Below are 26,434 nucleotides of genomic sequence, written 5' to 3'. Positions count from 1 at the left end.
GATGGGCGCTCTCGCGCGCAAGGTTTCAGTCGACGATTTCCGCACCCTTGCCCGCCGCCGCCTGCCGAAGTCGATCTTCGAATTCGTCGATGGCGGGGCAGGACAGGAATTGACGCTCCGCGCCAACCGCGCCGATTTCGAGCGTATCCGGCTGCTGCCGCGCGTGTTGACCGACGTTTCGCGGCCGGACCTGACCACATCGCTATGGTCGCAAACCTTCACCACACCACTGGTGATCAGCCCGATGGGCTCATGCGCGCTGGTCTGGCCGCGGGCCGACACCGCCATCGCCAGGGCGGCGACCGCGCGCGGCATTCCCTACACGCTGTCCACCATGTCGACGACCAGCATCGAACGCATGGCCAGGGCCGTGCAGGGACCGCTCTGGTTTCAGCTCTATGTGCTCAGGGAATTCGACTTCAACCGCGAGCTTGTGCGGCGGGCGGAAGAATTCGGCTATTCGACGCTGGTGGTGACCGTCGACCTGCAGGCCGGGGGAAAACGCGAAAAGGATCTCAGGAACGGCATATCGATCCCGCTGCGCCCCTCGCCTCGCCATCTCTGGGAAGGCATGCTTCATCCGGGCTGGTCGCTGCGCCTGCTGCGCGGCGGGCTGCCTCGGTTCGAGAACGTTCGCGGCTATCTTGGCGACACCGGCGCCGGGTTGACCATCGCCGCGCGTGTCGGCGGCAATCTCCACGCCGGTTTCGACTGGGACGATTTCCGCCGGATCCGCGACTGGTGGAAGGGCCGGCTGCTGGTAAAGGGCGTCCTGCACCCCGCCGATGCCGCAGGCCTGGTGGCGGCCGGCGCCGACGGCATCTGGGTCTCCAACCATGGCGGCCGCCAGCTCGACAGCGCCATATCAAGCATCGATGCGCTGCCCGCCATCCGCCAGGCGGTGGCCGCCGAGGTTCCGATCCTGATCGATTCCGGAATCCGCACCGGAATGGACGTGATCAAGGCCAGGGCGCGCGGCGCTGCCGCCGCGGCGATCGGCCGAGCCGCCCTGTTTGGAGCGGCGGCCGGCGAAGCCGGCGTGGCCAGGGTGCTCGACATCCTGCTGGACGACATCGCCAACGGCCTGAGGCTCGCGGGCATGCCGGCGTTCAGCCAGATCGGTCCCGACCTGATCGCGTGAGACGGCCTAGCGTCGGCAGGCAGGACTGGTGGGCGTGATCGCCGCCGTCTTGGACCAGGCCCCGCGGCACATCGACGGCACTGCAAATTCGTTAGTCCAATCTGGACAAAATTGCCGCCATCGCAACCACCGTCATTCTGTAGCGTAGCCCTCACGCCGTTCAAACGGTTGTGGGAGGAAATCATGGAGACGCCAGCCGTTCTGACGGTCAGAGGCCTGCGGAAATCCTTCGGAGGAGTCCAGGCTCTGAAAGGCGTCGACTTCGATCTCGAAGCCGGTGAGATCCATGCGCTGTGCGGCGAGAACGGTGCCGGCAAGAGCACGCTGGTGCGGATGATCGCCGGGCTGATGAGCCCGGACGAAGGAGAGATCCGCGTTGATGGCAATCTGCTCAAGCCGGGGCAACTGACCAGCGTCAGGCAGGTCTCGGTCGTCTACCAGGAACTGTCGATCATCCCGCATCTGTCTGTTCTGGACAACGTTCTTCTGGGCGATCCCGATGTCGGCCAGCTCTATATCCGCAAGCGCTACGCCGCCCGCGCGCGCCAGACCCTCGACCAGCTCGGCCTGGCGGAGGTGCGGCTCGATATCGAGGCCGGCTGCCTGGCGATCGCCGAACAGCAGCTGCTCGAAATCTGCCGCGCCGTCATGCGCGGCGCCCGCATCCTGATCTTGGACGAGCCGACCGCGAGCCTTTCCGACGCCGAGATCCAGCGCGTCTTCAAGACGGTCCGCTGGCTGCGCGAAAACGGCACCGCCGTCATCTATATCAGCCATCGCCTGCCCGAGATCTTCGCGCTCACCGACCGCGTCACCGTGTTCCGCAACGGCCAGCGGGTTCTGACCAAACCGACGGCGCAGTGGACCAACGAGGAATTGGTCGCCGAGATGATCGGCCGGGAGATAAAATCCGCCCATTCGGTGCGTGACCGTGCCGATCTCCAGCAGGCCGCCAAGGTCCTTGAACTCAAGGCGCTCGCGGTGGCCGGAAAATACCGGCCGGTGACGCTGGATTTCCGCGCCGGCGAAGTCGTCGGCGTCATCGGCCAGCTTGGATCGGGCGCCAATGCACTGATCGAGACGCTGGCAGGGTTGGAAAGCCGCCACGAAGGCACCGTGTTCCTGAATGGCACCGCCATCGACGTCACCTCGCTGTCGTCGACGATGGCCCGCGGCATTGCCTATGTCCCGGAGGATCGCGGCGGCAAGAGCCTGTTCCTCGGCGCGCCGATCGAGGTCAACCTCACATCCGCCATACTCGACCGCCTGAACCGCGCCGGCGTGCTTTCCCTCGGCGAGGCCCGCAAGCGGGCGCTGGACCTTGCGCGCCGTTTCCAGATCGACGGCCGGCGGCTGCCGTCGGCGGCGTCGACGCTTTCGGGCGGCAACCAGCAGAAGGTCGCCATTGCCAAGTCCGTCGCGCTGGAGCCGAAAGTGCTGGTTCTCAACGAGCCGACGCGCGGCGTCGATGTGGGGGCGCGGACCGAGATCTACCGCGAGCTCCAGGCGCTCGCGCGCCAGGGGCTGGTCGTCCTGTTCTTCTCGACCGACCTCGAGGAAATCCGCGAACTGTCGCAGCGCGTGATCACCGTTTTTCGCGGCGAGATCGTCAACGATCTGCCGGTCGAGGAAACCGCCATGGACTCGATCCTGGGTGACGTCCTGCGCGGACCAGGCATGGCGAGGGCGGCATGAGCATCGAAACAAGGACAGGAAGCGGAGGTTCCGGCTTGGCCGCTCTCGAGATGAAGTCGGTGGGCGCGGCATTGCTGAGCCCCGAGCGTGTGCAATCGACGGCCGTATGGATCGGCACCATCCTTCTGGCCATCTGGGCCAGTGCCGCGGTGCCCGGCTTTGCGTCGAGCGCCAACATTTCGGCGATCATGTATTCGACATCGGCGGTCGGCATCGCTGCAGTGGGCATGGCGTTCATCACCCTCTCGGGCAACCTCTTCATGCTTTCGATGGGCGCCACGGCCGCCGTTTCGACGATCGTGTTTGCCTCCTTTCTTCATCTTGGTCTCCTCCCGAGCATCGTCGTGGTGGTGTTGGTCGGTGCCTTGTTCGGACTTGCCCAGGGCATTGCCGTGGGTGTCTTCAAGACAAACCCGATCATCACCACCATTGCGATGGCTTCGATCATCACCGGCGCCGGCTCCTTCTATTCGGGAGGCCTGACCATTGTCGGGCAAGGCGATGCGAGCTGGCTCGGCATCGGCCGCACGGCCGGCATCCCCAACCAGATCGTGCTGTTCCTGCTTGCGGCGCTCGTCTTCAGCTTCATCGTCGAGCGGACCCGCTTCGGCCGCGAATTGCGCCTGATCGGGCTCAATCCGAAGGCCGCGCATTTCACTGGCCTGCGCGTCGGACGAACCCTGGTGATCGCCTATGTGCTGGCGGCGGCGGCCGCGGCCTTTGCCGGTGCGCTCTACGGCTCGCAGGCCGCGCAGGGCAACCTCAAGCTCGGTGCCGGGCTGGATTTCGACGCCATCGCCGCCGTGCTCGTCGGCGGGGTGGCGATCAAGGGCGGCCAGGGCCGCATCCTCGACGCGGCCATCGGCGCGGTTTTCCTGGCCATCATCACCAACATCCTGCTGCTCAAGGGCCTGTCGCTGGAAATCCAGCTGATCGTGAAAGGCCTGGTCGTGATCGCCTCGGTCATTCTCGGCGCGATGGCGCTCGGCGGGAGGAAATGACCATGGCCTCCCCAAGGAAGTCACAGCCCATGTCCACGGCCACCTTGCTGCGCATCGCGCTCCTGATCGCCCTGATCGTTGCCTTCGCGCTGTGGAACCCGGCCTTCATCAGCGGCCGCAACATCTACGCGCTGACGCAGTCATTCGCGCTGCTCGGCCTGGTGGCGCTCGGCCTGTCGCTCACCATGATCGCCGGTGAATTCGACCTCAGCGTCGGCTCCATGGTCGCGGTCGGCGGCCTGCTGACGCTGGTGGCGGGCGGAAGCAATCTCCTCCATGGCATGGGCGTCGCATTGGCCTTCGCGGTGGTGATCGGCGCGGCCAACGCCTTCGTCGTCAACCGCTTCAACGTATCCTCGCTGGTGGTCACCGTCGGCTCGATGATGGCGCTTTCGGGGTTTGCCTTCTGGCTTGCCGGCGGCAAGGTGATCAGCACCGACAATTTCGACCTGGGCTTTGCCCTCGACAACCCGATCCTGACGGTCCTTTCCTGGCGCGGCGTGATCACGCTGGCTGCCTTCCTCCTGGCCGGACTGTTCATGCGCCACACGCTGATGGGCCGCGACATCCGCGTCATCGGCAGCAAGCGGCTGGTGGCGGCGGCGAGCGGGGCGAAGGTCGGGCTGTCGCTTTATATCGTCTTCATCGTCTCGGCCCTTTGCGCCGCCCTCGCAGGCAGCCTTCTCTCGATGAGCCTCGCCAGCGCGGCCGCGACCACCGGGAACACTCTCATGCTGCAGGCGGTGTCGGCGGCCATCGTCGGCGGCGTGGCCCTGTCGGGCGGAGCCGGCTCGCCGCTGCATGTGCTGATCGGCTCGCTGATCCTGACGGTGATGAACAACGGACTGAGTTTGATGGGCATGGGCGCGACGGGAATCCTGTTCGCGAACGGGCTCGTGCTGATGGGAATCGTGCTGCTCGACGGACAGTTGGGGGCATGGATGAGTGAACGGTTCGCGGCATCGCGGGCCAGGCATTCCGCCTAGAGTCGGATGATTTCAGATCATGCCGATCTGAAATCTGAATCCGCCTCTAAATCAAAGAGATAGAGCATGATGTCGTCCGAAAACCGCTTCACACTTTTCGGCATCATGCTCTAGCGGAAGTAACCGACGAAACCCAGTTCTGCCTGCGCCGTGTTGGGCGGCGGGGATGGGTGACGTGCAACCTGAAACGGGAGGAACGACGACATGAATACCGCGAAATTGACCAAACTCGCGCTGATGGCCAGCGTGCTCACGGGACTGGCCATGCCCGGCATGGCATTCGCCGGGGCCAAGGGATCGAAAGTGATCCTGCTGACGGTGAGCGAGGAATGCGAATACTGCGCCCTCCACCAACGCGCCTTCAAGGAAGTCGCCAGCGCCGCCGGCATCGATCTCGACGTGAAGATCACCAACTTCGATGCCGCCGAGCAGGCATCGCAGGTCGACCAGGCGCTTGCCCAGAACCCGGCCGCGATCGTGCTGTGGCCGGCGGACGCGAGCGCCATCGTGCCCTCGCTGCGCAAGATCAAACAGGCCGGCATTCCGCTGGTCGTCACCAACTCGAAGCCCGACGACAAGTACGCGGACTATTGGAACGTCTTCACCGGCCCTTCCGATATCGGCAACGGCCAGTCCGCCGGCGAGGCCATGATCAAGGGTTTCGCCGAGAAGAAGTTCGGCACGGAAGGCAAGATCTTCATCGTCGAGGGCGTGCCGGGAACGCCGCCGCAGATCGCGCGCTCCAAGGGCCTCGAGGAGGTGCTGGCCGAGAAGGCCAAGGGCATCGTCGTCGCCGGCAAGCAGAACGGCAATTGGGACCAGACGAAGGCCACCGACGCCGCCGCCGCGCTCTTCACCCAGGTCGGTCCCGAGGTGAAGGGCGTCTACGCCCAGGCCGACAACATGATGTCGGGCGTGATCGTGGCCGCCAAGCGCGCCGGCATCGATCCGGCCAGCCTCGTGCTCGTCGGGTCCAACTGCTCGATCGAAGGCGTCAACCAGATCAAGGACGGCACGCAATACGCGACCGTGCTGCAATCGCCGATCGATGACGGCAAATACGCGGCCAAGGCGGTGATCGATCTCCTCGACGGCAAGAAGGTCGAGAAGGAGATCTTCCTGCCGCACGAGATCATCACCAAGGCCAATATTTCCGACTGCGACGCCGCCATCGGGCGCTGATCCATTCGGGCGCGGCGGGCCTCCCGCCGCGCCTTCCAATCTGACTTAGGAACCGAGGAGTACCCCATGGCCGAGGAGCCACTGTTTACCAATGTTCTGCCTGAACTCGTCGTGGTTTCAGGCACGGCTTCCGGTCTGGGCACCAAGATCGCCCATCTTCTGGTCGCGAGCGGTGTGCGCACCGTCGGCGTCGATCTCGCGCCGGCGCCTTCCGAACTCTCCAGCGAGCTCTATACGCATGTCCGGGGCGACGTGTCGCTCGAGGAGACCTGGAGCGACATCGCCCGCTCCGTGACCGCCATCGATCCGGGAACGCTCGGACTGGTCACCTCGGCCGCCATGCTGAACGTCGGCACCGTGCTGGAGTTCGACAAGGCGGCGATGGAAAAGACCATGTCCGTCAACTTCATCGGCACGGCGCTTGCCTTCCGCGCACTGCTGCCGCTGATGATCGCGCGCGGCGGCGGCCCGATCGTCGCCGTTGCCAGCATTGACGCGACCTTCGCCGAGCAGCAGCTCGCGATCTACGCCGCCTCCAAGGGGGCTGTTCGCCAGCTGACGCGAACCGTGGCCATGGACCACGCCCGCCAGGGCATTCGCGCCAATGTGCTGAGCCCCGGCCCCATGCTGGCCGGCCTGTTCGAACGGCATATGAAGTCGGCCGCCGACCCGGACCGCTTCCTTGCCACGCGCGCCAATCGCCAGCCTTCGGGCCGGATCCTCGATCCTGGCGAAGTCGCCCGCGCGGCGCTTTTCCTGCTCTGTGACGCCTCGACCGCGCTCAACGGCGCCGAAATCGTCGCCGATGGCGGCCTGACGACCAGCTTCGACTTCCGGACCGGGTCCGAAGGCGCATCGGTCTGAAGGGGCGAACCATGATGAAGAGCACGGAACTCGTTGCCGCCTACTGGACGATCGCGGGCGATGTCTATCCCTTCGCGCCCAACGAGATCAGCCCCTTCCCCTTTGCCCAACGCGTCGAGGCGGCCGCCAATGCCGGCTACAAGGGTGTCGGTCTCATCCACGCCGACCTCCAGGCCACGCGCGAACGGATCGGCCTCAAGGAAATGCGGCGCATTCTCGATGCCAACGGCATGCCGCATGTCGAGCTTGAATTCATCACCCACTGGTTCTCCGGCGGCGAGCTGAAGCTTGCCTCCGACAAGGTGCGCAGAGAGTTGTTCGAGGCGGCCGAGGCGCTTGGCGCGCGCGACGTCAAGATCGCACCGGAATTCGACGCCACGACCATCGACCTGGCGCATGTGACCGACAGCTTCGCCGAGATCTGCCAGGATGCGGCGCGCTACGGAACCAGCATCGCCCTGGAGGTGATGCCGTTTTCCAATGTCGGCACGCTGGAAACCGCACGCGCCATTGTCGAGAGCGCGGCCCAGCGCAATGGCGGCCTGCTGCTGGACATCTGGCATATCAGCCGCGGCGGCATCCCCTATGAGGCGGTGGCCAAGGTGCCCCGACACTATGTCGTCTCCGTCGAACTGGACGACGCCGATGCCGATATCGTCGGCACGCTCTGGGAAGACACGATCTATCAGCGGCGGCTTTGCGGCGAAGGCGTGCTCGATCCGCCGGCCTTCATCGACGCGATCCAGCGTACCGGCTTCGACGGTTTCTACTCGGTCGAAGTGATCTCCAGGAAACACCGCGTCCTGCCGCTTGAGGAAGCGGCGCGGCGCTCTTTCGAAACCACCATGGCGCAGTTCGCCGGGACATAAGGGAGGATAGGATGGATACCAATCTCAAGGGCAAGACGGTGCTGATCACCGGCGCCGCCAAGGGCATCGGCCGGGAAACCGCGATCGCCTTCGGGCGCGAGGGGAGCCGCCTGGCGCTGCTCGACATCGATGCCGCGGGCCTCGGCGAAACAGTGGAGGCCGTGACGGCGGCCGGCGGACAGGCGACGGCCTTCAAGGCCGATCTCTCCTCCGCCACTGATATCGAGGACAAGGTCGGCGCGGCGATCGCCCATCTGGGCGGCGGGCTCGACGTCCTGGTCAACAATGTCGGCTCGGGCGCGGTCCGAACCTTCGACCAGCTGACCGATGCGGAGTGGGACAAGACCTTCTCGCTCAATTTCATGAGCTATGTGCGCACCACGCGCATCGTGCTGCCGGTGATGCGCAAGCAGGGCAAGGGTGCGATCGTCAACAATGCTTCCGATCTTGCCCGGCAGCCCGAAGGCGTGCCGATCGACTATTCCGCCTCCAAGGCGGCGGTGCTCGCGCTGACCAAGGGGTTGGCCCGCAGCGAAGGCGCAAACAACATCCGCATCAACGCCGTGGCGCCGGGCCCGGTCTGGACGCCTTTCTGGACGCAGCCGGGCGGGTTTGCCGAGACCATGGGCAAGTTCCACAACATGGAGCCGCAGAAGGCCGTCGAACACGAAATGTCGTTGCGTCAGCTCCCGCTCGGCCGGCTCGGCAAGCCCGAGGAAGTCGCCAACGTGATCGTCTTCCTCGCTTCCGACCTTGCGTCCTTCGTCACGTCCTCTGTCTGGGGCGTGGATGGCGGCTCGATCCGCGCCATAGCTTGATGGTCACACGCCGATCGTGCTGTCGATGATCCGGTCGAGGCGGTTCTGCGCGTCCTTTAGAGCCGCCCGGTCGGATTTTCCGCCGGACAATGCGTCATGGATTTCCTCGCCGATGATGCGCTCCATGTCGGTGTAGAAGGGAACCGGCGGCCGCTGCCAGTTCCTGAGCAGGTTGCGGTTGCCGAGGTTGCCGACGAAGCGCACCAGCTGCGAACGGCCAGTGGCTTCGGGATCCGCGCTCACCGAAAAGCGGGGCGCGACCGGAAAGCCGTTCTTCACATGCTCTTTCATCGCTTCGCGTGAGGCCATCCAGGCAAGCGCCTCCGTTGCCAGCGGCAGTCTTTTCGGGTCGATGTTGGAAGGGATGCAGAGCAGGAAGCCGCCGATCGGCGACGTGTTGGTGCCGCCCGGCCCGCTGGGCTGCGGCACATAGGAGACCCGGCGCTTCACGGCCGAGCGCACCTCCGCCTCGAACTGCGCCGCGCGCATGGTCCAGACATAGCCCATGGCGCTCTGGCCCTTCAGGAACACCGCGCAGGAATCGTCCCAATGCGCATCGAGCGCGCCCGGCTGGGCGATCTCGAGAAGCCTGTGCATGTAGTCAAGCACGGTGAGTGCGGCCTCGCTGTCGATCTGCGGCCGCATGTGCTGACGGTCTAGATTTTCCGTCGAGTAGCCGGTCGGCGTGCGCCGGATCGACAGCACTGTCTGGCCGCAGCAGCCGAGAAAGAACATGAAGCTTGACGCGAGCGGCATGCGCGCCGCGTTCCAGGCAATGCCGTAGCGCTCCACGGACGGATTGTGGAAGGCCCGGCCGGCCGAGATCACCTCCTCGAAAGTCCTGGGCAGGGCGAGCCCGGCACCGTCGAAAAGGTCGCTGCGGCAGGCGAGCACCTCGATGGTGCAATAGATCGGCACCCCATATTCCACCCTCTGCCAGGTCGTCGTCGACCAGATCGACGGGTGGAAATCCATTGGATTGATGCCGGATTCGCGGATCATGTCGCCGATCGGCATGACCAGGCCCCTGCCCGCGAACTCGCCGAGCCAGGGCATGTCGATGGCGATGATATCATAGGCCGACACCGAGCGCTGACCGTTGGCCAGACCTTCCCGGTAAAGGTCGTTCTGGTGGACGAGCTTGAAGCTCCTGGCGCTGGCGAGGTTGTTGCGGAAGTCCGACCACATGTTGCGCATCGCCGCGAAATAATTGTCGTCGTTGAGCAGGAACTGCAGCTCGACGCCCTCGGTGATCCGGCTCTTCAAAAGGTTGATCGGCGGAATGACCGGATTGCCGCGCCGCGGCGCGCCGAAATAGTAGTTGGTTTCGTGTTCCTCCGTGCCGCGCCCGCCCAGGATCTCCGCGATCAGAGCCTTGGTTTCCGCCGCATAGTTGACCGCGAGCGTCGTCAGCTCCTCCGTCGGATGCAGCGTGAAGCTCCTCGGCTTGTCCGGCGACGGCCTGCGCTCGACAAGCCCCTTGCCGATCATGTCCTGGATGCGCCGGATCGCCGTTCCATGGCTGAGGCCGGAGACGAGCGCGAGCTTGCTCATCGTCACCGGATAGCCTTCGAGCTCCGATCGCATGATGTAATGGACCATGCGCCACGACGCCTCGTCCTCGACATCGGCGACACCGAGGAACGGCGTCCTCAGCCGGTCGACGAAATCGTAGACGCGCAGGAATTCGTGGTCGTTCATGAACCCTCCTCTGGGTCGCGCCAAAAAGGGCGGCGCTATGATTTAGTCCAAAATGGACGAAACTATAGCGGTGTCGGAGGATGTCGGGTCTCAGGTGCCCGCCGATTTGCGCGCCAGCACGAAATCCCAGTTCACCGCCCAGTAGGGAGACGTGAAGCCAAGCTCCGCCGCGCTTGTCGGGTCGGTGATCTCCTTGAAATCCGCGATCAGCGAATCCTTCACGCCGAAGACCGCGTCCTCGGCGAGATACTGGCAATCGGGCGTGAAGATATGGGTGATGACCGGATCGTAGCCCGGCGCGCTGATGATGAAATGGATATGCGCGGCCCGGTTCGGATGGCGCCCCAGCGCGGCAAGCATCTTGCCCACGGGTCCGTCGTCCGGGATCGGATAGTAGCGCGGCTTGACGGCCCGGTACCAATAGTCGCCTTTCTCGCCGCTGGTGAACACGCCGCGCAGGTTCCAGTCCGGCTGCAGCCCCTTCTGCTGGACGTCGTAGAAGCCGTCGTCATTTGTCTGCCAGACGTCGATCAGCGCGCCGGCGACCGGTTTGCCCTCGGTATCCACCACGCGTCCGCGCACCACCAGCGGCTCGCCCTTGCCGTCCAGGCAGATGTTCGCGCCGTGCTCGTAGCGCGGCGCCTCGGGCACGTAGAACGGTCCGAGAATCGTGTTCTCGGTCGCGCCATTCGGACGCCGGTGATTGATGGCGTCGACCAGCATCGAGACGCCAAGCGTGTCGGACAGGAGAATGAATTCCTGCCGCCACTCCGAACACATCTGGCCGACTTCGGTCAGGAAGGTGATGCCCTTGAGCCATTCCTCATGGGTCGGCTCGATCTCCTTGATGGCGGCGTGCAGGTGCTTGACCAGCACGCTCATCACCTCGCGCAGGCGCGGATCGACGTCCGGTCCCATGCGCGCGTTGACGACGTCGACCGAGGTCTCCTCCTCGAAATACGGATATTTCGGCGGCCGCGCATGGCTGGCCTGTGCTTTGCCCAAGATCGATCCTCCTCCAGATGTCGCCACGCCTCAGGAGCGCGGCCGTTCGCCTGCATAAGCCCGGGCGATCAGCCCCTTCAGCGCCTCGCGCTCAAGGGGGCGCGGGTTCCAGTAGGGGTTGGACAGCGCCCTGTCCGTCGCAAGCTCGATGCCATTTTCAGGCATGCCGATATCCGCGAGCGCTCGCCGGGCGCCGACCCTGCCGGCAAGATCGTAGAGCGCCATGGCCGGGTCGTCCGTGCCGAGCACGTCGCGCAGCCTCTGCATCACGTCGGGCACTGCCGGGGCATTGTAGGCAAGCGCGTGCGGAAGCACGATCGCATGCGTCTCGGCATGCGGCAGGTCGAAACTGCCGCCGAGCGTATGGCAAAGCTTGTGGTGCAGCGCCATGCCGACCGAGCCCAGGCAGATGCCGCAAAGCCAGGCGCCGTAAAGCGCCTTTGAACGCGCTTCCCGGTTGTCGGGCTCGACGGCGATCGTCGGCAAGGCCGCGGCAAGCGCGCCGATCGCCTCTGTCGCCATCAGGCTGATGACCGGGTTGCGCTCGCGTGCATAAAGCGCTTCGACCGCATGCGCGATCGCGTTGAGCCCGCTGGTGCCGGACATGGCCGCGGGCAGCGACAGAGTGAGGTCGATATCGTAGATCACGACCTCGGGCAGCACCTTGGGGCTCGACTGGGTGACCTTCACTCCGTCCCTGGTCTCACCGAGGATGGGCGTCATTTCCGAGCCGGCATAGGTGGTCGGCACCACGATCTGCGGCAGGTCGGTCCGCAGTGCGATGGCCTTGGCAAGGCCCGTGGTCGAGCCACCGCCCACGGCGACGAGCCCGTCGGCCTTGAGGTCCCCAATGACACGCAGCGCATCCTCGGTGACCTCCACCGGCGTATGCATCGTCGCCCGCGCGTAGACGCCGGCGGCGCGGCCGCCGAGCTGTTCGACGAGCCGCCGCGCTTCCGGCTCCTGCGGCGGCGTTGCCAGCACGGCGACCCGCTTCAAACCCAGCCGGTCCAGTTCCGCCGGCAGCTGCTGTATGGTGCCGGATCCGAAAATGACGCGGGCCGGCTGGCCGTTATAGACGAAGGTGTCCATGAATTCGCCTCGAGCTTAGAGCAATTCCAGGCTCCGGTTGTCGACGCGCATCAGGAACGGGTTGATGCTGACCGACCGCCAGACATTGGCCGCGTTGAAGGGATCGGCGGCATTGAATGCCCTGACATCCTCGATCTTTTCGGCGGAAAACACAAAGAGCGAGCCGATCATCGTCTCCCCGTCCTCTGCCACCAGCGGACCCGAGATGACGGTCTTCACACGCCCCTGGGCAAGATGCGCCTTGTGCGCGTCATAATTGGCCAGGCGCCTCGGCAAGGCATCGGCATGGTCCAGGCAGTGGACGGCAAACAGTGTCACGACATTCCTCCCAAAAGGCCCGGCAGGCCGTTGCCAGCGATTGTAACGAAACGACCCAAAAACGGTCGAGTGACCTTCGAGGCTGGCGACCAAAGACGGGCCGACAGACGTTAGCCCGAAACAGGGCTGACCGGCTTCAAGATCTGTCCAATTTGGACAAATGCGATGCTGTTGTGAACCCACCCGTCCCAACACCGTCGCATGGGCCCTGCCCTCGAACCGATCCCCAGCGCCATCGCTTTGGGCCATTGCGTTCTGCAATGCCGGCGAATATGCTTGTTGTACGATCGTTCAACAAGCATATTCGCCGAGCTCCGATGACCTGCAATCCCCGCTACGAGATCCTGTTCGAGCCGATGCGGATCGGGCCGGTCACCGCGCCGAACCGCTTCTACCAGGTGCCGCATGCCAGCGGCATGACCAACGCCCTTCCAAGGGTGCGTGCGGCCTTTCGCGAAGCCAAGGCCGAGGGCGGATGGGGCGTGATCTGCACCGGAGCCTGTTCGATCGATCCGAGCTCGGACGACACGCCGCTGCCTTTCGCCACCTTGTGGGACGACAATGATATCCGCGCCCATGCGCTGATGACGGAAGCCGTGCACCGCCATGGCTCGCTTGCCGGCGTGGAACTCTGGCATGGCGGCGCGTCCGTCATGAACAGAACGAGCCGGCTGCCGCCGCTGTCGCCATCGGGAATTCCCTGGATGGCCACCCATGTCGGCTTCATGGGCAATCTGCGGCCGAAGACCATGGACAAGGCCGACATGAAAGAGGTGCTGCGGTGCCAGGCCGAGGCGGCGCGCAAGGCGCGCACCGCCGGCTTCGACGTGGTCTATGTCTATGCCGGCATGGGCTATCTCGGCTACGAATTCCTGCTGCCGGAGTACAACCATCGCACCGACGAGTACGGCGGACCGATCGAGAACCGCGTACGCTTCGTGCGCGAGATGATCGAGGTCACCAGGGATGCCGTGGGCAAGGACTGCGGCGTCGCTCTGCGCGTCAGCCTCGAGGAACTGCGCGGCAGGCCCGGCCGCAACCAGCCCTCCGAGGCGCATGAGCTGATCGAACTTTTGGCCGACCTGCCCGACCTGTTCGACGTCAAGATGGATTCCAGCCCGACCGACTGTTCCGCATCGCGTTTCACCGGCGAAGGCAGCCATGAGCCGGTGATCGATTTCGTCAAGTCGCTGACGAAGAAGCCCGTTGTCGGCGTCGGGCGCTTCACCTCGCCCGACACCATGGTGTCGCAGATCAGGCGCGGTGTGCTCGACTTCATCGGCGGCGCGAGGCCCTCGATCGCCGACCCCTTCCTGCCGGCCAAGATCCGCGAGGGCCGCGAGGCCGAAATCCGCGAATGCATCGGCTGCAACATCTGCATTTCCAGCTGGCACGACGGCGTGCCGGTGCGCTGCACGCAGAACCCGACCGCCGGCGAGGAATGGCGGCGCGGCTGGCACCCCGAACGCGTCGAGCGTGCCGACAGAGCGGAGCGCATCCTGATTGTCGGCGGCGGACCGGCCGGGCTCGAATGCGCGCTGACGCTTGGCCGGCGTGGCCATGAGGTGACGCTCGCCGACGGCAGCCGCGGCTTCGGCGGGCGGCTGACCTTCGAGAAGACACTGCCCGGCCTGTCGGCCTGGAACCGCGTCGTCGACTACCGCCTCGGCCGTCTCGGCGATATCAGCAATGTCTCGCTCTATCCCGAGAGTTTTTTGGGCGCCGACGAGATCATCGACCTCGCGCCGGACCGGGTCGTGCTCGCGACCGGCGCACGCTGGACCAACATGCTCTATTCCTCGCTGGAGATACCGGTCGGCCGGCTCGACCACGCGGAAGTGTTCACGCCCGATGACATCGCCGCCGGCCGGCTCCCGCAGGGGCCGACGCTCGTCTTCGATTTCGACAATTATTACATGGGCGGTGTCCTCACCGAGCATCTGGCCGCACAGGGCGTTCCGGTCAGCTATGTCACACCGGCCGGCCAGGCGTCCGCCTGGACGATCATGACCAACGAGCTGCCGCTGGTGCATCGTGCGCTGGCGCGCCGCAACGTGCCGGTGACGACGTTGCATCTGTTGAAATCCTTCGACGGCGAGACCGCGACGCTGGCGCATCTGTTCACCGGCGAGGAGAGCCGCATTGCCTGCCGCTCGGTGCTGATCGTAGGGCTGCGCTTGCCGCGCAGCGAGCTGTTCGAGGCGCTGACGGAACGGGCGGACGCGCTTGCGGCCGTCGGCATTCGCAGCGTCGATCGTATCGGCGACACGCTGGCGCCGGGCGCGATCGCCCACGCCGTTCACAGCGGTCACAAGCTGGCTCGAGAGATCGGCACAAAGGTCCGCTGGCAGCCCTACCGCCGCGACACGCCGATCGTCGATGCGGTGGCGGATTTCGATATGCGCACGGCAGCCGAATAGCAGCAATTCCAGGAAAAGTGTGAAGCGGTTTTCCGCCCGGAATTGCGTCAAACAAGGAGTGAGGACGCATGGAACGCACCGCCGCACGTCGCAGGCCCGGCCGTCCGCAGCGCGAGGTCGGCGGCATCGAGCAGCGTCCGTGGAAGCAGCTGACGCGGCCCTACGCGCCGATCGAGATCCTGTCGGCCGATCAGGTCCAGACGATCCACGAAATGGGCCTGACCATCCTGGAAGAGATCGGCATGCGCGTGCTGCAGCCGCGGGCGCGGCAGTTCTATCGCGCCGCCGGCTGCGATGTAGACGAAGGCGCCATGCGGGTGCGCTTCGACCGCGCCATGGTCATGGAGCGCGTCGCCATGGCGCCATCATCGTTCGAGCTGCGCGCCCGCAATCCCGCCAGGAACGTCAAGGTCGGCGGGCGGCACTGCATCCTGTCGTCGGTCGGCGGTCCGGCCTATGTCATGGACAATGATCGTGGCCGCCGTCCCGGCACCTATGCCGAGATGTGCGACTATCTGAAACTCATCCAGTCGTTCAATGTCCTGCACCAGGAAGGCGGCGGCCCGTTCGAGCCGCTCGACCTGCACCAGAACACGCGCCATCTCGACCTCTACTATGCCGAGATCACCTTGCTCGACAAGAACTGGCAACCGCAAACCCTTGGTCAGGGTCGCGCCATCGACGCGCTGGAAATGGTGGCGATTTCGCTCGGCACGACGCGCGAGAACCTCGCGCGGGAAATGCCTGTCTTTACCGGCATCATCAACACCAACTCGCCGCTGCAGCTTGACGAGCCGATGGCCGAAGGGCTGATCGCATTGGCCGAGCATGGCCAGGTCAATGTCATCACGCCGTTCACGCTGGCCGGCGCGATGAGCCCGGTGACACTGGCCGGCGCATTGTCTCAGCAGCATGCCGAGGCGATGGCCGGCATCGTGCTAACCCAGATCGTGCGTCCGGGCGTGCCGGTCATGTATGGCGGCTTCACTTCCAATGTCGACATGAAGACCGGCGCGCCGGCCTTCGGGACGCCCGAATACACACAGGCCGCGCAGATCACCGGACAGCTCTGCCGGCTGATCGGCGTGCCGTTCCGCTCCAGCAATGTCACCGCCGCCAATTCGGTCGACGCGCAGGCCGCCTATGAGAGCGCGATGTCGCTGTGGGGCTGCCTGATGGGCGGCGCCAACCTGGTGCTGCATGCCGCCGGCTGGCTCGGCGGCGGGCTGACCGCATCGTTCGAGAAACTAGTCATCGATGCCGAGATGCTGCAGATGATGTCGGCCTATTTCGATCCGCCCGCGGTCGACATCGACACGCTGGCGCTGGAAGCGGTGCGCGAGGTCGGCCCGGCCGGGCATTTCTTCGGCGCCGCGCACACCATGCAACGCTACGAGCGCGCCTTCTATTCGCCGCTGGTGTCCAACTGGGACAATTACGACACCTGGGTCGAGCGCGGCCAGGTCACGGCGCGCGAAAGGGCCAACGTCGTGTGGAAGCGCATGGTCGCCGAATACGAACAGCCGCCGATCGATCCCGGCATCGACGAGGCGCTGCGCGACTATATGGAGCGCCGCAAGCGCGAGGGTGGTTCACCGCTGAACTAAACGCCCCGCAAGGGCCCCACCTGCGCTTCGAGCATTTCGAACCCAGCCGCCTCCGCCGCCTGCGGCGTCACCACACTTTCATCGAGGCACCATTCGAGCCAGAGCCCGTCCACCAGGGCGATGAAATTGCGCGCCAGAGACGGAGCGTCGACTTGCCGGCCGCGCGGTATGGCGACAGCGGCGATGTCCTCCGCGAGTTCCGCGCGATAGGCATCGTAGAGTTCGCGATGCGCCGCCTTCAGGCGCGGGTTGACGGCGATCTCGCCCCACAGCGACAGCCAGATCAGAAGGTTCTCGCGGCTGAAATATTCGGGCGAGAAATTGGAGTGCACCAGGGCGGCAAGCGCGGCCTGCGGCGACCAGTCTGATGTCTCGGCGCGGCGGCGCTTGGCCTCGGCGATTTGGTTGTTGACGCTAGCGTAGAGCGAGGATTTGTAGACCTCGACCAGCAACCCGTCGAGGCTTTCGAAATGATGGTTGATGAGGCCGCGCGAAACACCGGCCTGCCTGCAGATGCGATCGATGGTGAAGGCGCCGATGCCGCCGACCGACAGGCATCGCGTCGCTGCTTCGATCAGCATGGAGCGGCGCACGTCAGCCTGTTCGCGGCTGAAGCGCGGCGGAGCCTTTTTCGCGCCGCGCTTCCTTTTTGCATCTTCTGGTTGGGCTTCCGTCATGGACTCCAGCTAATAGATAATGCCCTTCCTGTCCACTTAGAGCCTGTTCCATCCCGATGACATCGGGATGGGGCTCTATCTCCTTGTTTGACCATGATCTTATCCGAAAACCGGTTCCCACTTTTCGGGATCATGGTTCGGTTCACGCCTTCCTCTTGAACAGCACCGGATTGGGGTGACCGTCGGGATAGATGACCGGGTCGAACGCCGTCTTGTGGATGGCGACCAGCGGCTGGTGGCAGATGAAGACGAAGCCGCCGGACTGTTCCATCAAATCCTCCATGCGGTTCGACAAGGCGATGCGCTTGGCCTCGTCGCTTTCGGCCACCAACTGCTGGTAGCTGGTCTCGAATTCGGGACTGTCGAAGCCAGACCAGTTGTAGGCGCCGATCTGGTCGGGGCGGAACCAAACCAGGTTTTCCGACGGATCGATGCCGCCGGCGAAATCCATCAGCGCCAGGTCGATGTTCTTGTAGCCTTCGCCCTGCGTCTTGTCGCCGACGCCCCAGAAGGCGGCTTCGTCATAGGGCTGGATCTCGACCTTGATGCCGGCCTGTTCGAGGCTGGCCTGGATGATCTGCGCGGTCGCGGTGCGGATGGAATCGTTCATCACCGTCAGGGTCAGCGACAGGTCGCCGACGCCAGCCTCCTTGAGGAGTGCGGCGGACTTCTCATAGTCGGGCGCCGCGATCAGATTCGAGGCGCGCGCGAACTTGGTACCGGGCTGGACGACACCGGTGGAGCGCTTGGTCAAATCGTCATAGACGCCGGTGAGTATCTGGCCGACATCGACGCCATATTGCACCGCCTGGCGGACCTTCGGATCCTTGAGCCGCGGGCTAAGCATGTTGATGGTCAGCCAGACATAACGGGTCGACTGCGCCTCGATCAGGTTTGTGTCCGCCGGCGGCTTCTCCTTGACGGCCTTGGTCGCCGAAATGGCGATCTTGGTGTAGTCGAAGGCATCGGCCTCATAGGCGAGTTGTGCCGCCTGATCGTCCGACACCACATAGATCTCGACCTTCGAAAAGTCCGGCTTCGGGCCCGGCCAGTCCGGGTTGGCGGTCAGCGTAACCTTCTGCTTCTGCTGCCAGTCGGAGAAGAGATAGGGCCCGCATGTCGCCGGCGGCTGCGTGGTGAATTTGCCGCCCGCCTTCTCGGTACCGGCGCGGCTGATGATGTGGCCACCATAGTAAGGCAGGCTGGTAACGAAGATCGGCTGGTAAGGCTCCTTCAGGTGGATGATGCCGGACCTGGCATCGACGACTTCGACACGGTCGAGCTTCTCGAACTGATAGGCCCAGGGCGATGCCAGCGCCTTGTCCGCGATGCGCTCGAACGAGAACTTGACGTCGTCGGCTGTCACCGCGCCGAAACCGCCAGACCACTTCAGCCCGTCGATCAGGGTGAAGGCGATGGTCTTGGGGTCTTTCTGCTCGAGCTTTTCCGCCCCCCACAGCGACCAGGGCGAGCCTTTCCTGATGTCGCCGAAATGGTTGAGCGAGACATAGATGCCGCGCATCATGACATCCTCGATGCCGCCATTCATGAAGGCTGGATCGAGGCACTGCAGATCGCCTTCCATGCGGATGCGCAACGTGTCGCCGGACGCCGACCAGGCAAAGCCCGGCTTCATCGCGAGGCCGGCGCCCAGTACGCCGGCCGCCTTCAGGAATGCACGTCTGTCCATGGTCCATTCTGACATCTCAGTTTCCCCTTTGGTTGATGGAAGCGCGTGAGAAGGCTTCCCGTTCTTGCCCGCCTGTCTGCAGCGGGAAATGGCAGCGCACCATGCGATCCGCGCCCATCGGCCGGTAGACCGGCGCCTCGGCCCTGCAGCGCTCGCGTGCGATCGGGCAACGCGTGTGGAACTCGCAGCCCGAAGGTCGCCGGAACACGCTCGGTATCTCGCCCGTGACGGCGGGGGTGTGGCTGCGCCGGCGCGGATCGGGTATCGGCTCGGACTGGATCAGCGTCGCGGTATAGGGATGCAGCGGCGCGGAAAACACGGCTCGCGTCGGTCCGGTCTCGACCAGCCGGCCGAGATACATGATGGCCAACCGGTCGCTGACATGGCGGATCATGGCCAGGTTGTGGGTGACGATCATGGCGGCGAAGCCGAGCTCGCGCTTGAGTTCGCCGATCAGGTTCAGCACATCGCCCTGCACCGAGACATCCAGGCCGGCTGTCGGCTCGTCGGCGAGCAGCAGATGCGGCTTCATCGCCAGGGCGCGCGCAACGCCGACGCGGCGCGCCTGCCCGCCCGACAGCTCATGCGGAAAGCGGTCGACAAAGGAGGCCGGCAAACCGACAAGCGCCAGCAGCGCCTTGGCGGCGGCGCGGCGGTCCGGCATCGGCAACCCCTGGATGATCTGCGGCTCGGTGAGCAGCTTGCCGATGCGCAGGCGCGGGCTGAGCGAGGCGACAGGGTCCTGGAACATCATCGCCGAGCGCCGGCGCATGGCGCGGAAATCAGCCGGCGTCCGCACCTCCCTGCCCTCGAAGACGATGCGGCCGGCGGCTGCCCGGATGAGCCCGAGAATGGTGCGGGCCAGCGTCGTCTTGCCGGAACCGGATTCGCCAACCAGCCCGAGCGTCTCGCCCGGCATCAGCGACAGCGTCACGCCGTCGATGACGTTGAAGCCCGGCAGCGGGAACGGATTGATCAGGCGGTTGAGCAAGCCGCCGCGCACGAAGCTCACGGAGAGGTCTTCGACGGCAAGCAGCGGGCTCATGGCGTCACCGCATGGCAGCGTGCGACATGGGCGGCGGCGAGTTTCGCCAGCGGTGGCGCGACGGTCGTGCACGGCGCGAAGGCACGGTCGCAGCGCGGTGCGTAGACGCATCCGGACGGGGGCTGGGTGAGGTTGGGCAGCGAGCCCGGAATGGTCGGCAGCCTGTCCAGCCGCTCATGGAAGCGGGCGGGGTCGCAGGCGAGCAGCGCTTGCGTATAGGGATGCCTGGCGTCGTGGAAGATCGCGTCGACCTCGCCGCCTTCGACCACCTCGCCGGCATACATGACATAGACGCGGTCGCAAAGTTCGGCGATGACGCCGAGATGGTGCGAGACGACAATGATGATGCCGTTGTAGTCGCGCCTCAGCTCCCGCAGCAGATGGATGATCTGCGCCTCCATGGTGACGTCGAGCGCCGTCGTCGGCTCGTCGGCGATGAGCAGGCCGGGATCGGTCAGCAGCGCGGCGGCGATGGCGACGCGCTGGCGCATGCCGCCGGACAGTTCGTGCGGATAGCTCTGCATGCGCCGTTCGGCGTCCGCAATGCCGACGCGGCCGAGCATGGCGGCGATGCGCGCCCGCTTCTGTGCCCGGCCAAGGTCCTTGCGGTGGTGCTGGAAGTCGACGAGTTGGTCGCCGATGGTCAGCACCGGGTTGAACGCCGTCATCGGATCCTGGCTGACCAGCGCGATCTCGTCGCCGCGCAGCAGGCGCTGGTGGTACGCGTCGAGCTTCGCCAGATCGACGCCATTGTATGAGATCGAGCCGTCGATGCGGGCATTGGCCGGCAACAGGTTTGCCAGGGCGGTGACCAGCGTGGACTTGCCACAGCCACTCTCGCCGACGATGCCGATCACTTCACCCGGATGCGCCTCGATGTCGACATGGCGCAACGCGTGCACGGCGCCATGCGGCGTCTCGTAGCGGACGCTGAGATCGCTGGCGGCGAGCGAGCCGGTCATGCCGGCCTCCGCAACTGCAGGCGCGGATCGAGATAGTCGCGCAGGCCTTCGCCGAGGAAGGTGAAGCCAAGCGTGGCCAGCACCAGCGGCAGGCCGCCGAAGATGACCATGAAGGGTGCCGAGCGGATGCTGGTGTAGCCGTCATAGAGGATCGAGCCCCAGGATGGTGTCGGCGGACGCACACCAAGGCCAAGGAAACTCAAGCCGGCCTCGACCATGATGACGACCGGAATATCCATCGACAGAAGGATGATCAGCGGCCCGACAACATTGGGCAGCAGATGGACGAAGATGATGCGCGCCGCACTGGCGTCGATCAGGCGCTCGGCGAGGATGTAGTCGCTGTTCTTCAGCGCCAGCGTCTGCGCCCGGATCAGCCTGGCGTAGCTCGGGAAAGAGGTCGCCGCGATGACGATGATCAGCGTGCCGGTGCCGGCGCCAAGCACGGTGATGATGGCGAGCGCGAACATGATCATCGGCAGCGAGTTCAGGCTGTCGAAGCTCAGCACCAGGATGGCGTCGAGCCAGCGCGGCCCGTAGCCGGCGATCAGGCCAAGCATCAGGCCGATGGCGCCGGCGATGGCCACCGACACCATGGCGATGGTCAGCGCGGTGCGCGCGCCATGGATGACGCGCGACAGGAGATCGCGGCCGAGATGATCGGTCCCGAACCAGTGTTGCGCCGATGGCGGCTGCAGCTTGTGCAGCACGTCGATCCTGACCGGCGAATAAGGCGCCAGCCATGGCGCGAAGATCGCGGTGACAAGAAAGCCGGTGACCAGGATCAGCGCCACGCAGGTGAACGGATCGGCAAGCAAGGCGCGCAGCAGCGGAAACCGTTGTCGGCCCGGAACGGACAACGAGGCATCAGCCACGGAAGACATCGCGCACCCTCGGATCGAGCCGCGCGATCAACAGATCGGCGGCAATGGTGATGGAGACATAGATGGCGGTCATGATCAGCACGGTGCCCATGACGACCGGATAGTTGCGGGTGTTGACGGCGTCGGTGATCAGCTTGCCGATGCCTGGCCGGGCGAACACCGCCTCGACGAAGACCGCGCTGGACAGGATGCTGCCGAGGCCGACAGCGACCAGCGAGATTGTTGGAATGATGGCGATGCGCAGCGCGTATTTGGAGACGATCTTCCACTCGGGCAAACCAAACGAGCGCGCGGTGCGGATATGCGGCTCGCCCATCACTTCCATCATCGAGGCACGCACCATGCGGGCGATGTAACCGATCCAGCCGAGCGCGATCGCCGCCGCCGGCATGACCAGCGCCTTGGCCTGGCTGATGAAGTCGCCGGCCTCGCCGGCGCCGATGGCCGGCAGCCAGCGTAGCGTGACGGCAAAGACCAGCAGCGAATAGATGGCGACGACGAAGGACGGCACCGCGATGACGCCGACCGAGAGCACGCCGATGACGGCATCGGCCGCCGTGCCGCGCCGCATCACAGACAGGCAGCCGAGCGGAACGCCGATCAGGAGCGCGACGGCCAGCGCCGTCAGGCCGAGGATCAGCGTGTTCGGCAACGCTTCCAGCACCAGCGTGGAAACGGGCCGGTTCGACCAGACGTCGTAGCCGAGATTGCCGGTCAGCGCGTTGCGGAAGAATTCGATGATCTGCCACCAGACCGGCTGGTCGAGCCCCATCCGCTCGATCAGCAGCCGCTTTAGTTCCGGCGTGGCGCGCGGACCAAGCGCCACCGTGGCCGGATCGCCCGGCACCAGGAAAACGGCCGCGTACATCGCGACCATGACGAGAACGAGGATCAGGAGGCCAAGACCAATGCGCTTCACTGCATATGCGAGCATGGCCTCCTCCCTTCTTCAGGCAAAATCGCGCCTGATGCGCCGGCTTGCCGAGGCGCTGTGGACGAGCGTGCCCCGTTCTCGCGCCTCGAGCCGCCAACTCAGGTTGAAATGGGTTTCGTCCGATATCAGTTCGGTCACCGCGATCGCTTCGGTATCGGCATTGCCGCTGGCAATCGCCCAGCGATATTCGGTGACGAGTTTTGCCGACAGCGGATCGTCGCTCCGGATGCTCATCGTGTCGCTGTTGGCCGAGGAGACGGTGATGGCGCGGTCGTCATAGCGCCGGCGCCCGTGATCGGAGGTCAGCGCGATGGTCTGCACGCCCGAGCCGACATTGTCGGTGACAATGCGGCGGTCGAAGCCGTCGTCCAGCGCCGTGGTGGGGACCGGCGGCGCGGTTTCGGCCGGCTCGAAGCGGACGTCGCGGTCGCGTTCCGACGGCGGGCGCACCGGAAGCATGATGGTGCCGTCGCCCGTTACGACCGCCAGCGTCGACAGTTTCGGCTGCGGCCACAGGATCGGCCAATGCTGGTTGGCCAGCGCCAGCCGGATGCGATGGCCCTTGGGCACGGTGCGGGCGAAATCATTGAGCTTCAGCCGCACGCGAAACGGCGTTCCGACCGGACAAGGTGTCGGATGCTCATGGCTGTCGCGGTGGCTGAGATTGAGCACGCCGTAAGTCATCAGCGCCGAGGTGCCGTCGGGATAGACGTCGCACAGCCGCGCGGCGAGATTGACGTGTGGCTGGTCGACTGTAACGAGCAGGTCGAGTTCCGGTGCGCCGAGCAATGTCAGGTCATCGTCGAGCGGCGGCGTGTCGAAGCACAGCGCCATGCCGTCCTCGCGGCGCTGGTCGATGGGCATGTCCGGACAGGAGCCGCCATAGCCGCCCCAGCGGCCGCAGTCACGCCCGGCGGTCGCCGGCGAGCGGACTGAAAGCGCGGCGCCCGGTGCCGGCTCATTTGCCAATCCAGCAGCGTTCAGGTGCAGCGTGCGGCGCTCGATGCGGGGCGACGGCCATTGGTCCTCGGCGGCCCAGCTGCCGGCATGATCGGGCAGATAGAAAGGTTGCGGCCGCTCTTCCCCCGTCACCCAGACGCGGTAGAGCGGCTCGTCCAGGATGCCGGTGTCTTCGCCGCAGAGCCAATGGCACCACCAGCGCAGCGCCTCCTGCAGGTAGCCGATCAGCGGTCCAGGCGCACCACGGCAGGGATAGGCATGCGACCATGGTCCGACAATGCCGAGCTTCGGCCCCTTCAGATGCTTAAGCAGGCGCGGCACGAAGTTCGAATAGCTGTCCTCCCAGCCGCAGACGGCCATGACGGCGCATTCGATCGCGGAAAAATCCTCGCAGACCGAGCCTTGCCGCCAATAGTCGTCGCGGCGCTGATGCGCGAGCCACACTTCCGACAGCGAGCTTGTCGCCGCGAGCCGGCTTTCCCACATGGCGCGCCAGGCATCGCCGACGATCTGCGGGTCGGGCGCCATGGCCTTCTTCACCAGCATGAAGTTCGACCACATCTCCTGCTCGGTCAGCAGCGCGCCGCCCATATAGTGGATGTCGTCGGCGTAGCGGTCGTCGGTGGCGCAGTTGGTGATGATCGCCTTCAGGGCCGGCGGCCGGCGCGCCGCCACCTGCAGCGCGTTGAAGCCGCCCCAGGAAATGCCGGTCATGCCGACATTGCCGTTGCACCAAGGCTGGGCGGCGAGATGGGCGATGATCTCGCAGGCGTCTTCCTGTTCGCGTGGCAGATATTCGTCGGCGAGATCGCCGTCGGAATCGCCCGAGCCCCTGATATCGATGCGGGCGCAGGCGACGCCGTGCCCAGCCAGCCAGGGGTGGATGTCGATGTCGCGCGCCACGGTGCCGTCGCGGCGGCGATAAGGCACCATCTCGACGACGACCGGCACCTTGCCTTCGGTGCGCGGACGCCACAGCGTGGCGGCAATGCGGGTGCCGTCGGCCAGCGTGATCCACAGCGGATCGACGGTTTCGACGGCAAAGGGAAACTCGGTTCGTACCACGGCAGGTACCCGCAAATGCTCTTGTTGAACGTTCGTACAACAAGAGCATTTGCGGCGCAATCCCGCTTCGCTTTTTTGATGCCGAATGCGCTTTCTGGCCGGTGTCTGTCATCACGATGTTGAAACACAGCCGATATGCCTTCGCGATCGAACCGCATCCGCGAGGGTCGGAAAGCTGTCCGGAAATCGGCGGGTTCCATCTTCCAAATTTCGTTGCTTGATATGTGCCGCTATGGCATCGCGGGAGCGGCAGTGCCTTCACTCAGGAATTTCCGATGACGATCCAGAGCAAATTCAGCGGCCTCGGCACCGACGCGGCGCCCGGACAGGAGAGCCGCCAGTTGTCCGGCGGGATCGACGCCATATTGCTGGGCGACGCGATCACCGGCCGACCGGTGGATTTTTCGCATGGCGACGTGGACGCGTTCACCCCGACACCCGGCTCGTTCGAGGTCTTCTCGGCCGGCGTCGAAGCCGGCGGCAGGCAGGCCTACACGGAATATCGCGGCGATCTCGGCATCCGCGAAGAACTGGCCACGCGGCTGGCAGGCTTCACCGGAGCCCCTGTCGATGCGCGTGACGGCCTGATCATCACCCCCGGCACGCAGGGCGCGCTGTTCCTGGCCGTCGCCTCCACCGTGTCGCGGGGCGACAAGGTGGCGATCGTCCAGCCCGATTATTTCGCCAACCGCAAACTGGTGGAATTCTGCGAGGGCGAAATGATGCCCGTCCGGATGGACTACGCAACGGCCGAAGGCCGTTCGGGCCTCGATCTCAGCCAGTTGGAAGACGCATTCAGGTCGGGCGCAAAAATCTTCCTGTTCTCGAACCCAAACAATCCGGCCGGCGTGGTCTACTCCCGAGCGGAGATCGAGGCCATTGCCGCGCTGGCAAGCCAATACGGCGCGACCGTCATCGTCGACCAGCTTTACTCGCGCCTGCTGTATGCCGGCGTGGACTACACTCACTTGCGCGCGCAGAAGCTGGACGCGGAAAACGTCGTGACCATCATGGGGCCATCGAAGACGGAATCGCTCAGCGGTTATCGGCTGGGGGTGGCCTTCGGATCGCGAGAAATCATTGCCCGGATGGAGAAGCTGCAAGCCATCGTCTCCTTGCGCGCTGGCGGCTACAGCCAGGCCGTTTTGCGCAGCTGGTTCGACGAACCGGCTGGCTGGATGGACCAGCGCATCCGCGAGCACCAGGCGATCCGCGATGATTTGTTGAAGGTTTTCCGCGCCACTTCCGGAATCCAGGTCCGCACGACCGAGGCTGGCAGCTACATCTTTCCGGCTCTGCCCCGCCTGGCCGTGGCGGGTGGCGATTTTGTCCGCATCCTGCGCCTGCAAGCGGGCGTCATCGTGACACCCGGAACGGAATTCAGTCCGTTTTCCGAAAGCAGCGTCCGCCTGAACTTTTCGCAGGACCACGCCGCCGCCGTTGCGGCCTGCGAGCGTCTGGTGACCCTCGTCGACCGCTATCGCGCGTGAGCGGCAACAGTTCGGATCCACAACGGTC

General features: G+C 65.1%; 22 protein-coding genes. 11 read left to right on the top strand and 11 right to left on the bottom strand.

Going from position 1 to position 26,434, the window contains the following annotated elements; all coding sequences use genetic code 11:
• The first annotated feature begins 1 nt into the window (after position 1).
• The 8 genes from EB230_RS13380 to EB230_RS13345 all read left to right on the top strand — a co-directional run bounded on the left by EB230_RS13380 (position 2) and on the right by EB230_RS13345 (position 8,556).
• A complete protein-coding gene (locus tag EB230_RS13380; protein WP_172372630.1) occupies positions 2 to 1,141 on the top strand; it encodes an alpha-hydroxy acid oxidase in 1,140 nt (379 codons plus the stop codon).
• A gap of 183 nt (positions 1,142 to 1,324) precedes the next feature.
• Positions 1,325 to 2,836: a sugar ABC transporter ATP-binding protein gene (locus tag EB230_RS13375; protein ID WP_172372628.1), complete on the top strand. Its 1,512-nt coding sequence runs from the start codon at positions 1,325 to 1,327 to the stop codon at positions 2,834 to 2,836.
• A gap of 35 nt (positions 2,837 to 2,871) precedes the next feature.
• Positions 2,872 to 3,837, top strand: coding sequence for an ABC transporter permease (locus EB230_RS13370; RefSeq protein WP_246738945.1), 966 nt, complete (start codon positions 2,872 to 2,874; stop codon positions 3,835 to 3,837).
• A gap of 29 nt (positions 3,838 to 3,866) precedes the next feature.
• Complete coding sequence (locus EB230_RS13365; protein ID WP_172372626.1) at positions 3,867 to 4,823, top strand: ABC transporter permease; 957 nt, start codon at positions 3,867 to 3,869, stop codon at positions 4,821 to 4,823.
• A gap of 204 nt (positions 4,824 to 5,027) precedes the next feature.
• Complete coding sequence (locus EB230_RS13360; RefSeq protein ID WP_246738944.1) at positions 5,028 to 6,005, top strand: sugar ABC transporter substrate-binding protein; 978 nt, start codon at positions 5,028 to 5,030, stop codon at positions 6,003 to 6,005.
• A 66-nt stretch (positions 6,006 to 6,071) separates the two neighbouring features.
• Positions 6,072 to 6,869 (top strand): SDR family oxidoreductase, encoded by a 798-nt coding sequence (locus EB230_RS13355; RefSeq protein ID WP_172372624.1) that lies wholly within the window; start codon positions 6,072 to 6,074, stop codon positions 6,867 to 6,869.
• Between the two features lie 11 nt (positions 6,870 to 6,880).
• On the top strand, positions 6,881 to 7,738 hold the full coding sequence (locus EB230_RS13350; protein WP_172372622.1) for a sugar phosphate isomerase/epimerase family protein: 858 nt from the start codon (positions 6,881 to 6,883) through the stop codon (positions 7,736 to 7,738).
• A gap of 11 nt (positions 7,739 to 7,749) precedes the next feature.
• Positions 7,750 to 8,556, top strand: a complete 807-nt coding sequence (locus tag EB230_RS13345; RefSeq protein ID WP_172372620.1) for an SDR family oxidoreductase — start codon at positions 7,750 to 7,752, stop codon at positions 8,554 to 8,556.
• Between the two features lie 3 nt (positions 8,557 to 8,559).
• On the opposite strand, the gene EB230_RS13340 is transcribed toward EB230_RS13345, so the two are convergent.
• From EB230_RS13340 to EB230_RS32595, 4 genes are all read right to left on the bottom strand, one after another.
• Positions 8,560 to 10,257, bottom strand: a complete 1,698-nt coding sequence (locus EB230_RS13340; RefSeq protein WP_172372618.1) for an extracellular solute-binding protein — start codon at positions 10,255 to 10,257, stop codon at positions 8,560 to 8,562.
• A gap of 90 nt (positions 10,258 to 10,347) precedes the next feature.
• Complete coding sequence (locus tag EB230_RS13335) at positions 10,348 to 11,262, bottom strand: intradiol ring-cleavage dioxygenase (protein WP_246738943.1); 915 nt, start codon at positions 11,260 to 11,262, stop codon at positions 10,348 to 10,350.
• Positions 11,263 to 11,292: 30 nt separating this feature from the next.
• Positions 11,293 to 12,354: a maleylacetate reductase gene (locus EB230_RS13330; RefSeq protein ID WP_172372616.1), complete on the bottom strand. Its 1,062-nt coding sequence runs from the start codon at positions 12,352 to 12,354 to the stop codon at positions 11,293 to 11,295.
• A gap of 15 nt (positions 12,355 to 12,369) precedes the next feature.
• Positions 12,370 to 12,672, bottom strand: coding sequence for a YciI family protein (locus EB230_RS32595; protein WP_196772379.1), 303 nt, complete (start codon positions 12,670 to 12,672; stop codon positions 12,370 to 12,372).
• A 317-nt stretch (positions 12,673 to 12,989) separates the two neighbouring features.
• Between EB230_RS32595 and EB230_RS13320 the strand changes: the two genes are divergently transcribed.
• Together EB230_RS13320 and EB230_RS13315 are read left to right on the top strand one after the other, a co-directional pair.
• Positions 12,990 to 15,092 carry an FAD-dependent oxidoreductase gene (locus tag EB230_RS13320; protein ID WP_172372612.1) on the top strand — a complete coding sequence of 701 codons (2,103 nt, stop codon included), beginning with the start codon at positions 12,990 to 12,992 and terminating at the stop codon, positions 15,090 to 15,092.
• A 68-nt stretch (positions 15,093 to 15,160) separates the two neighbouring features.
• Positions 15,161 to 16,699, top strand: a complete 1,539-nt coding sequence (locus EB230_RS13315; RefSeq protein ID WP_056570801.1) for a trimethylamine methyltransferase family protein — start codon at positions 15,161 to 15,163, stop codon at positions 16,697 to 16,699.
• On the opposite strand, the gene EB230_RS13310 is transcribed toward EB230_RS13315, so the two are convergent.
• The 7 genes from EB230_RS13310 to EB230_RS13280 form a co-directional block, all read right to left on the bottom strand.
• Positions 16,696 to 17,376 (bottom strand): TetR family transcriptional regulator C-terminal domain-containing protein, encoded by a 681-nt coding sequence (locus EB230_RS13310; RefSeq protein ID WP_172372610.1) that lies wholly within the window; start codon positions 17,374 to 17,376, stop codon positions 16,696 to 16,698. The genes EB230_RS13315 and EB230_RS13310 overlap by 4 nt on opposite strands.
• Positions 17,377 to 17,518: 142 nt before the next feature.
• Positions 17,519 to 19,066, bottom strand: coding sequence for an ABC transporter substrate-binding protein (locus tag EB230_RS13305; protein WP_246738942.1), 1,548 nt, complete (start codon positions 19,064 to 19,066; stop codon positions 17,519 to 17,521).
• 16 nt (positions 19,067 to 19,082) lie between these two features.
• Positions 19,083 to 20,111 carry an ABC transporter ATP-binding protein gene (locus EB230_RS13300; protein ID WP_172372606.1) on the bottom strand — a complete coding sequence of 343 codons (1,029 nt, stop codon included), beginning with the start codon at positions 20,109 to 20,111 and terminating at the stop codon, positions 19,083 to 19,085.
• Positions 20,108 to 21,073, bottom strand: coding sequence for an ABC transporter ATP-binding protein (locus tag EB230_RS13295; RefSeq protein WP_056570797.1), 966 nt, complete (start codon positions 21,071 to 21,073; stop codon positions 20,108 to 20,110). The genes EB230_RS13300 and EB230_RS13295 overlap by 4 nt, the downstream gene beginning before the upstream one ends.
• Positions 21,070 to 21,957, bottom strand: a complete 888-nt coding sequence (locus EB230_RS13290; protein ID WP_056570796.1) for an ABC transporter permease — start codon at positions 21,955 to 21,957, stop codon at positions 21,070 to 21,072. Before EB230_RS13290 ends, EB230_RS13295 begins: the two co-directional genes overlap by 4 nt.
• Positions 21,941 to 22,891, bottom strand: coding sequence for an ABC transporter permease (locus EB230_RS13285; protein WP_056570795.1), 951 nt, complete (start codon positions 22,889 to 22,891; stop codon positions 21,941 to 21,943). Before EB230_RS13285 ends, EB230_RS13290 begins: the two co-directional genes overlap by 17 nt.
• A gap of 15 nt (positions 22,892 to 22,906) precedes the next feature.
• The gene (locus EB230_RS13280) at positions 22,907 to 24,916 is read right to left on the bottom strand and encodes a CocE/NonD family hydrolase (RefSeq protein WP_172372603.1); all 2,010 of its coding nucleotides are present in this window, start codon (positions 24,914 to 24,916) and stop codon (positions 22,907 to 22,909) included.
• A 275-nt stretch (positions 24,917 to 25,191) separates the two neighbouring features.
• Here EB230_RS13280 and EB230_RS13275 point away from each other — a divergent pair, with 275 nt between their 5' ends.
• Positions 25,192 to 26,406 carry a pyridoxal phosphate-dependent aminotransferase gene (locus EB230_RS13275; protein ID WP_056570791.1) on the top strand — a complete coding sequence of 405 codons (1,215 nt, stop codon included), beginning with the start codon at positions 25,192 to 25,194 and terminating at the stop codon, positions 26,404 to 26,406.
• Positions 26,407 to 26,434: the final 28 nt, after the last annotated feature.

Source organism: Mesorhizobium sp. NZP2234, assembly GCF_013170765.1.
GTDB classification, from domain to species: Bacteria; Pseudomonadota; Alphaproteobacteria; order Rhizobiales; family Rhizobiaceae; genus Mesorhizobium; species Mesorhizobium loti_D.
The sequence above is the reverse complement of the archived record's forward strand: the minus strand, read 5'-3'. Positions and strand labels throughout refer to the sequence as shown.

Bases quoted from the DNA above. Each gene is read 5' to 3' on its own strand.
- EB230_RS13350 (WP_172372622.1), top strand. From the start codon at position 6,881: ATGATGAAGAGCACGGAACTCGTTGCCGCCTACTGGACGATCGCGGGC.
- EB230_RS13340 (WP_172372618.1), bottom strand. From the start codon at position 10,257: ATGAACGACCACGAATTCCTGCGCGTCTACGATTTCGTCGACCGGCTG.
- EB230_RS13275 (WP_056570791.1), top strand. From the start codon at position 25,192: ATGACGATCCAGAGCAAATTCAGCGGCCTCGGCACCGACGCGGCGCCC.
- EB230_RS13345 (WP_172372620.1), top strand. From the start codon at position 7,750: ATGGATACCAATCTCAAGGGCAAGACGGTGCTGATCACCGGCGCCGCC.
- EB230_RS13375 (WP_172372628.1), top strand. From the start codon at position 1,325: ATGGAGACGCCAGCCGTTCTGACGGTCAGAGGCCTGCGGAAATCCTTC.
- EB230_RS13330 (WP_172372616.1), bottom strand. From the start codon at position 12,354: ATGGACACCTTCGTCTATAACGGCCAGCCGGCCCGCGTCATTTTCGGA.
- EB230_RS13365 (WP_172372626.1), top strand. From the start codon at position 3,867: ATGTCCACGGCCACCTTGCTGCGCATCGCGCTCCTGATCGCCCTGATC.
- EB230_RS13300 (WP_172372606.1), bottom strand. From the start codon at position 20,111: ATGAGCCCGCTGCTTGCCGTCGAAGACCTCTCCGTGAGCTTCGTGCGC.
- EB230_RS13310 (WP_172372610.1), bottom strand. From the start codon at position 17,376: ATGACGGAAGCCCAACCAGAAGATGCAAAAAGGAAGCGCGGCGCGAAA.
- EB230_RS13380 (WP_172372630.1), top strand. From the start codon at position 2: ATGGGCGCTCTCGCGCGCAAGGTTTCAGTCGACGATTTCCGCACCCTT.
- EB230_RS13295 (WP_056570797.1), bottom strand. From the start codon at position 21,073: ATGACCGGCTCGCTCGCCGCCAGCGATCTCAGCGTCCGCTACGAGACG.
- EB230_RS13360 (WP_246738944.1), top strand. From the start codon at position 5,028: ATGAATACCGCGAAATTGACCAAACTCGCGCTGATGGCCAGCGTGCTC.
- EB230_RS13315 (WP_056570801.1), top strand. From the start codon at position 15,161: ATGGAACGCACCGCCGCACGTCGCAGGCCCGGCCGTCCGCAGCGCGAG.
- EB230_RS13305 (WP_246738942.1), bottom strand. From the start codon at position 19,066: ATGGACAGACGTGCATTCCTGAAGGCGGCCGGCGTACTGGGCGCCGGC.
- EB230_RS13290 (WP_056570796.1), bottom strand. From the start codon at position 21,957: ATGTCTTCCGTGGCTGATGCCTCGTTGTCCGTTCCGGGCCGACAACGG.
- EB230_RS13320 (WP_172372612.1), top strand. From the start codon at position 12,990: ATGACCTGCAATCCCCGCTACGAGATCCTGTTCGAGCCGATGCGGATC.
- EB230_RS13285 (WP_056570795.1), bottom strand. From the start codon at position 22,891: ATGCTCGCATATGCAGTGAAGCGCATTGGTCTTGGCCTCCTGATCCTC.
- EB230_RS13355 (WP_172372624.1), top strand. From the start codon at position 6,072: ATGGCCGAGGAGCCACTGTTTACCAATGTTCTGCCTGAACTCGTCGTG.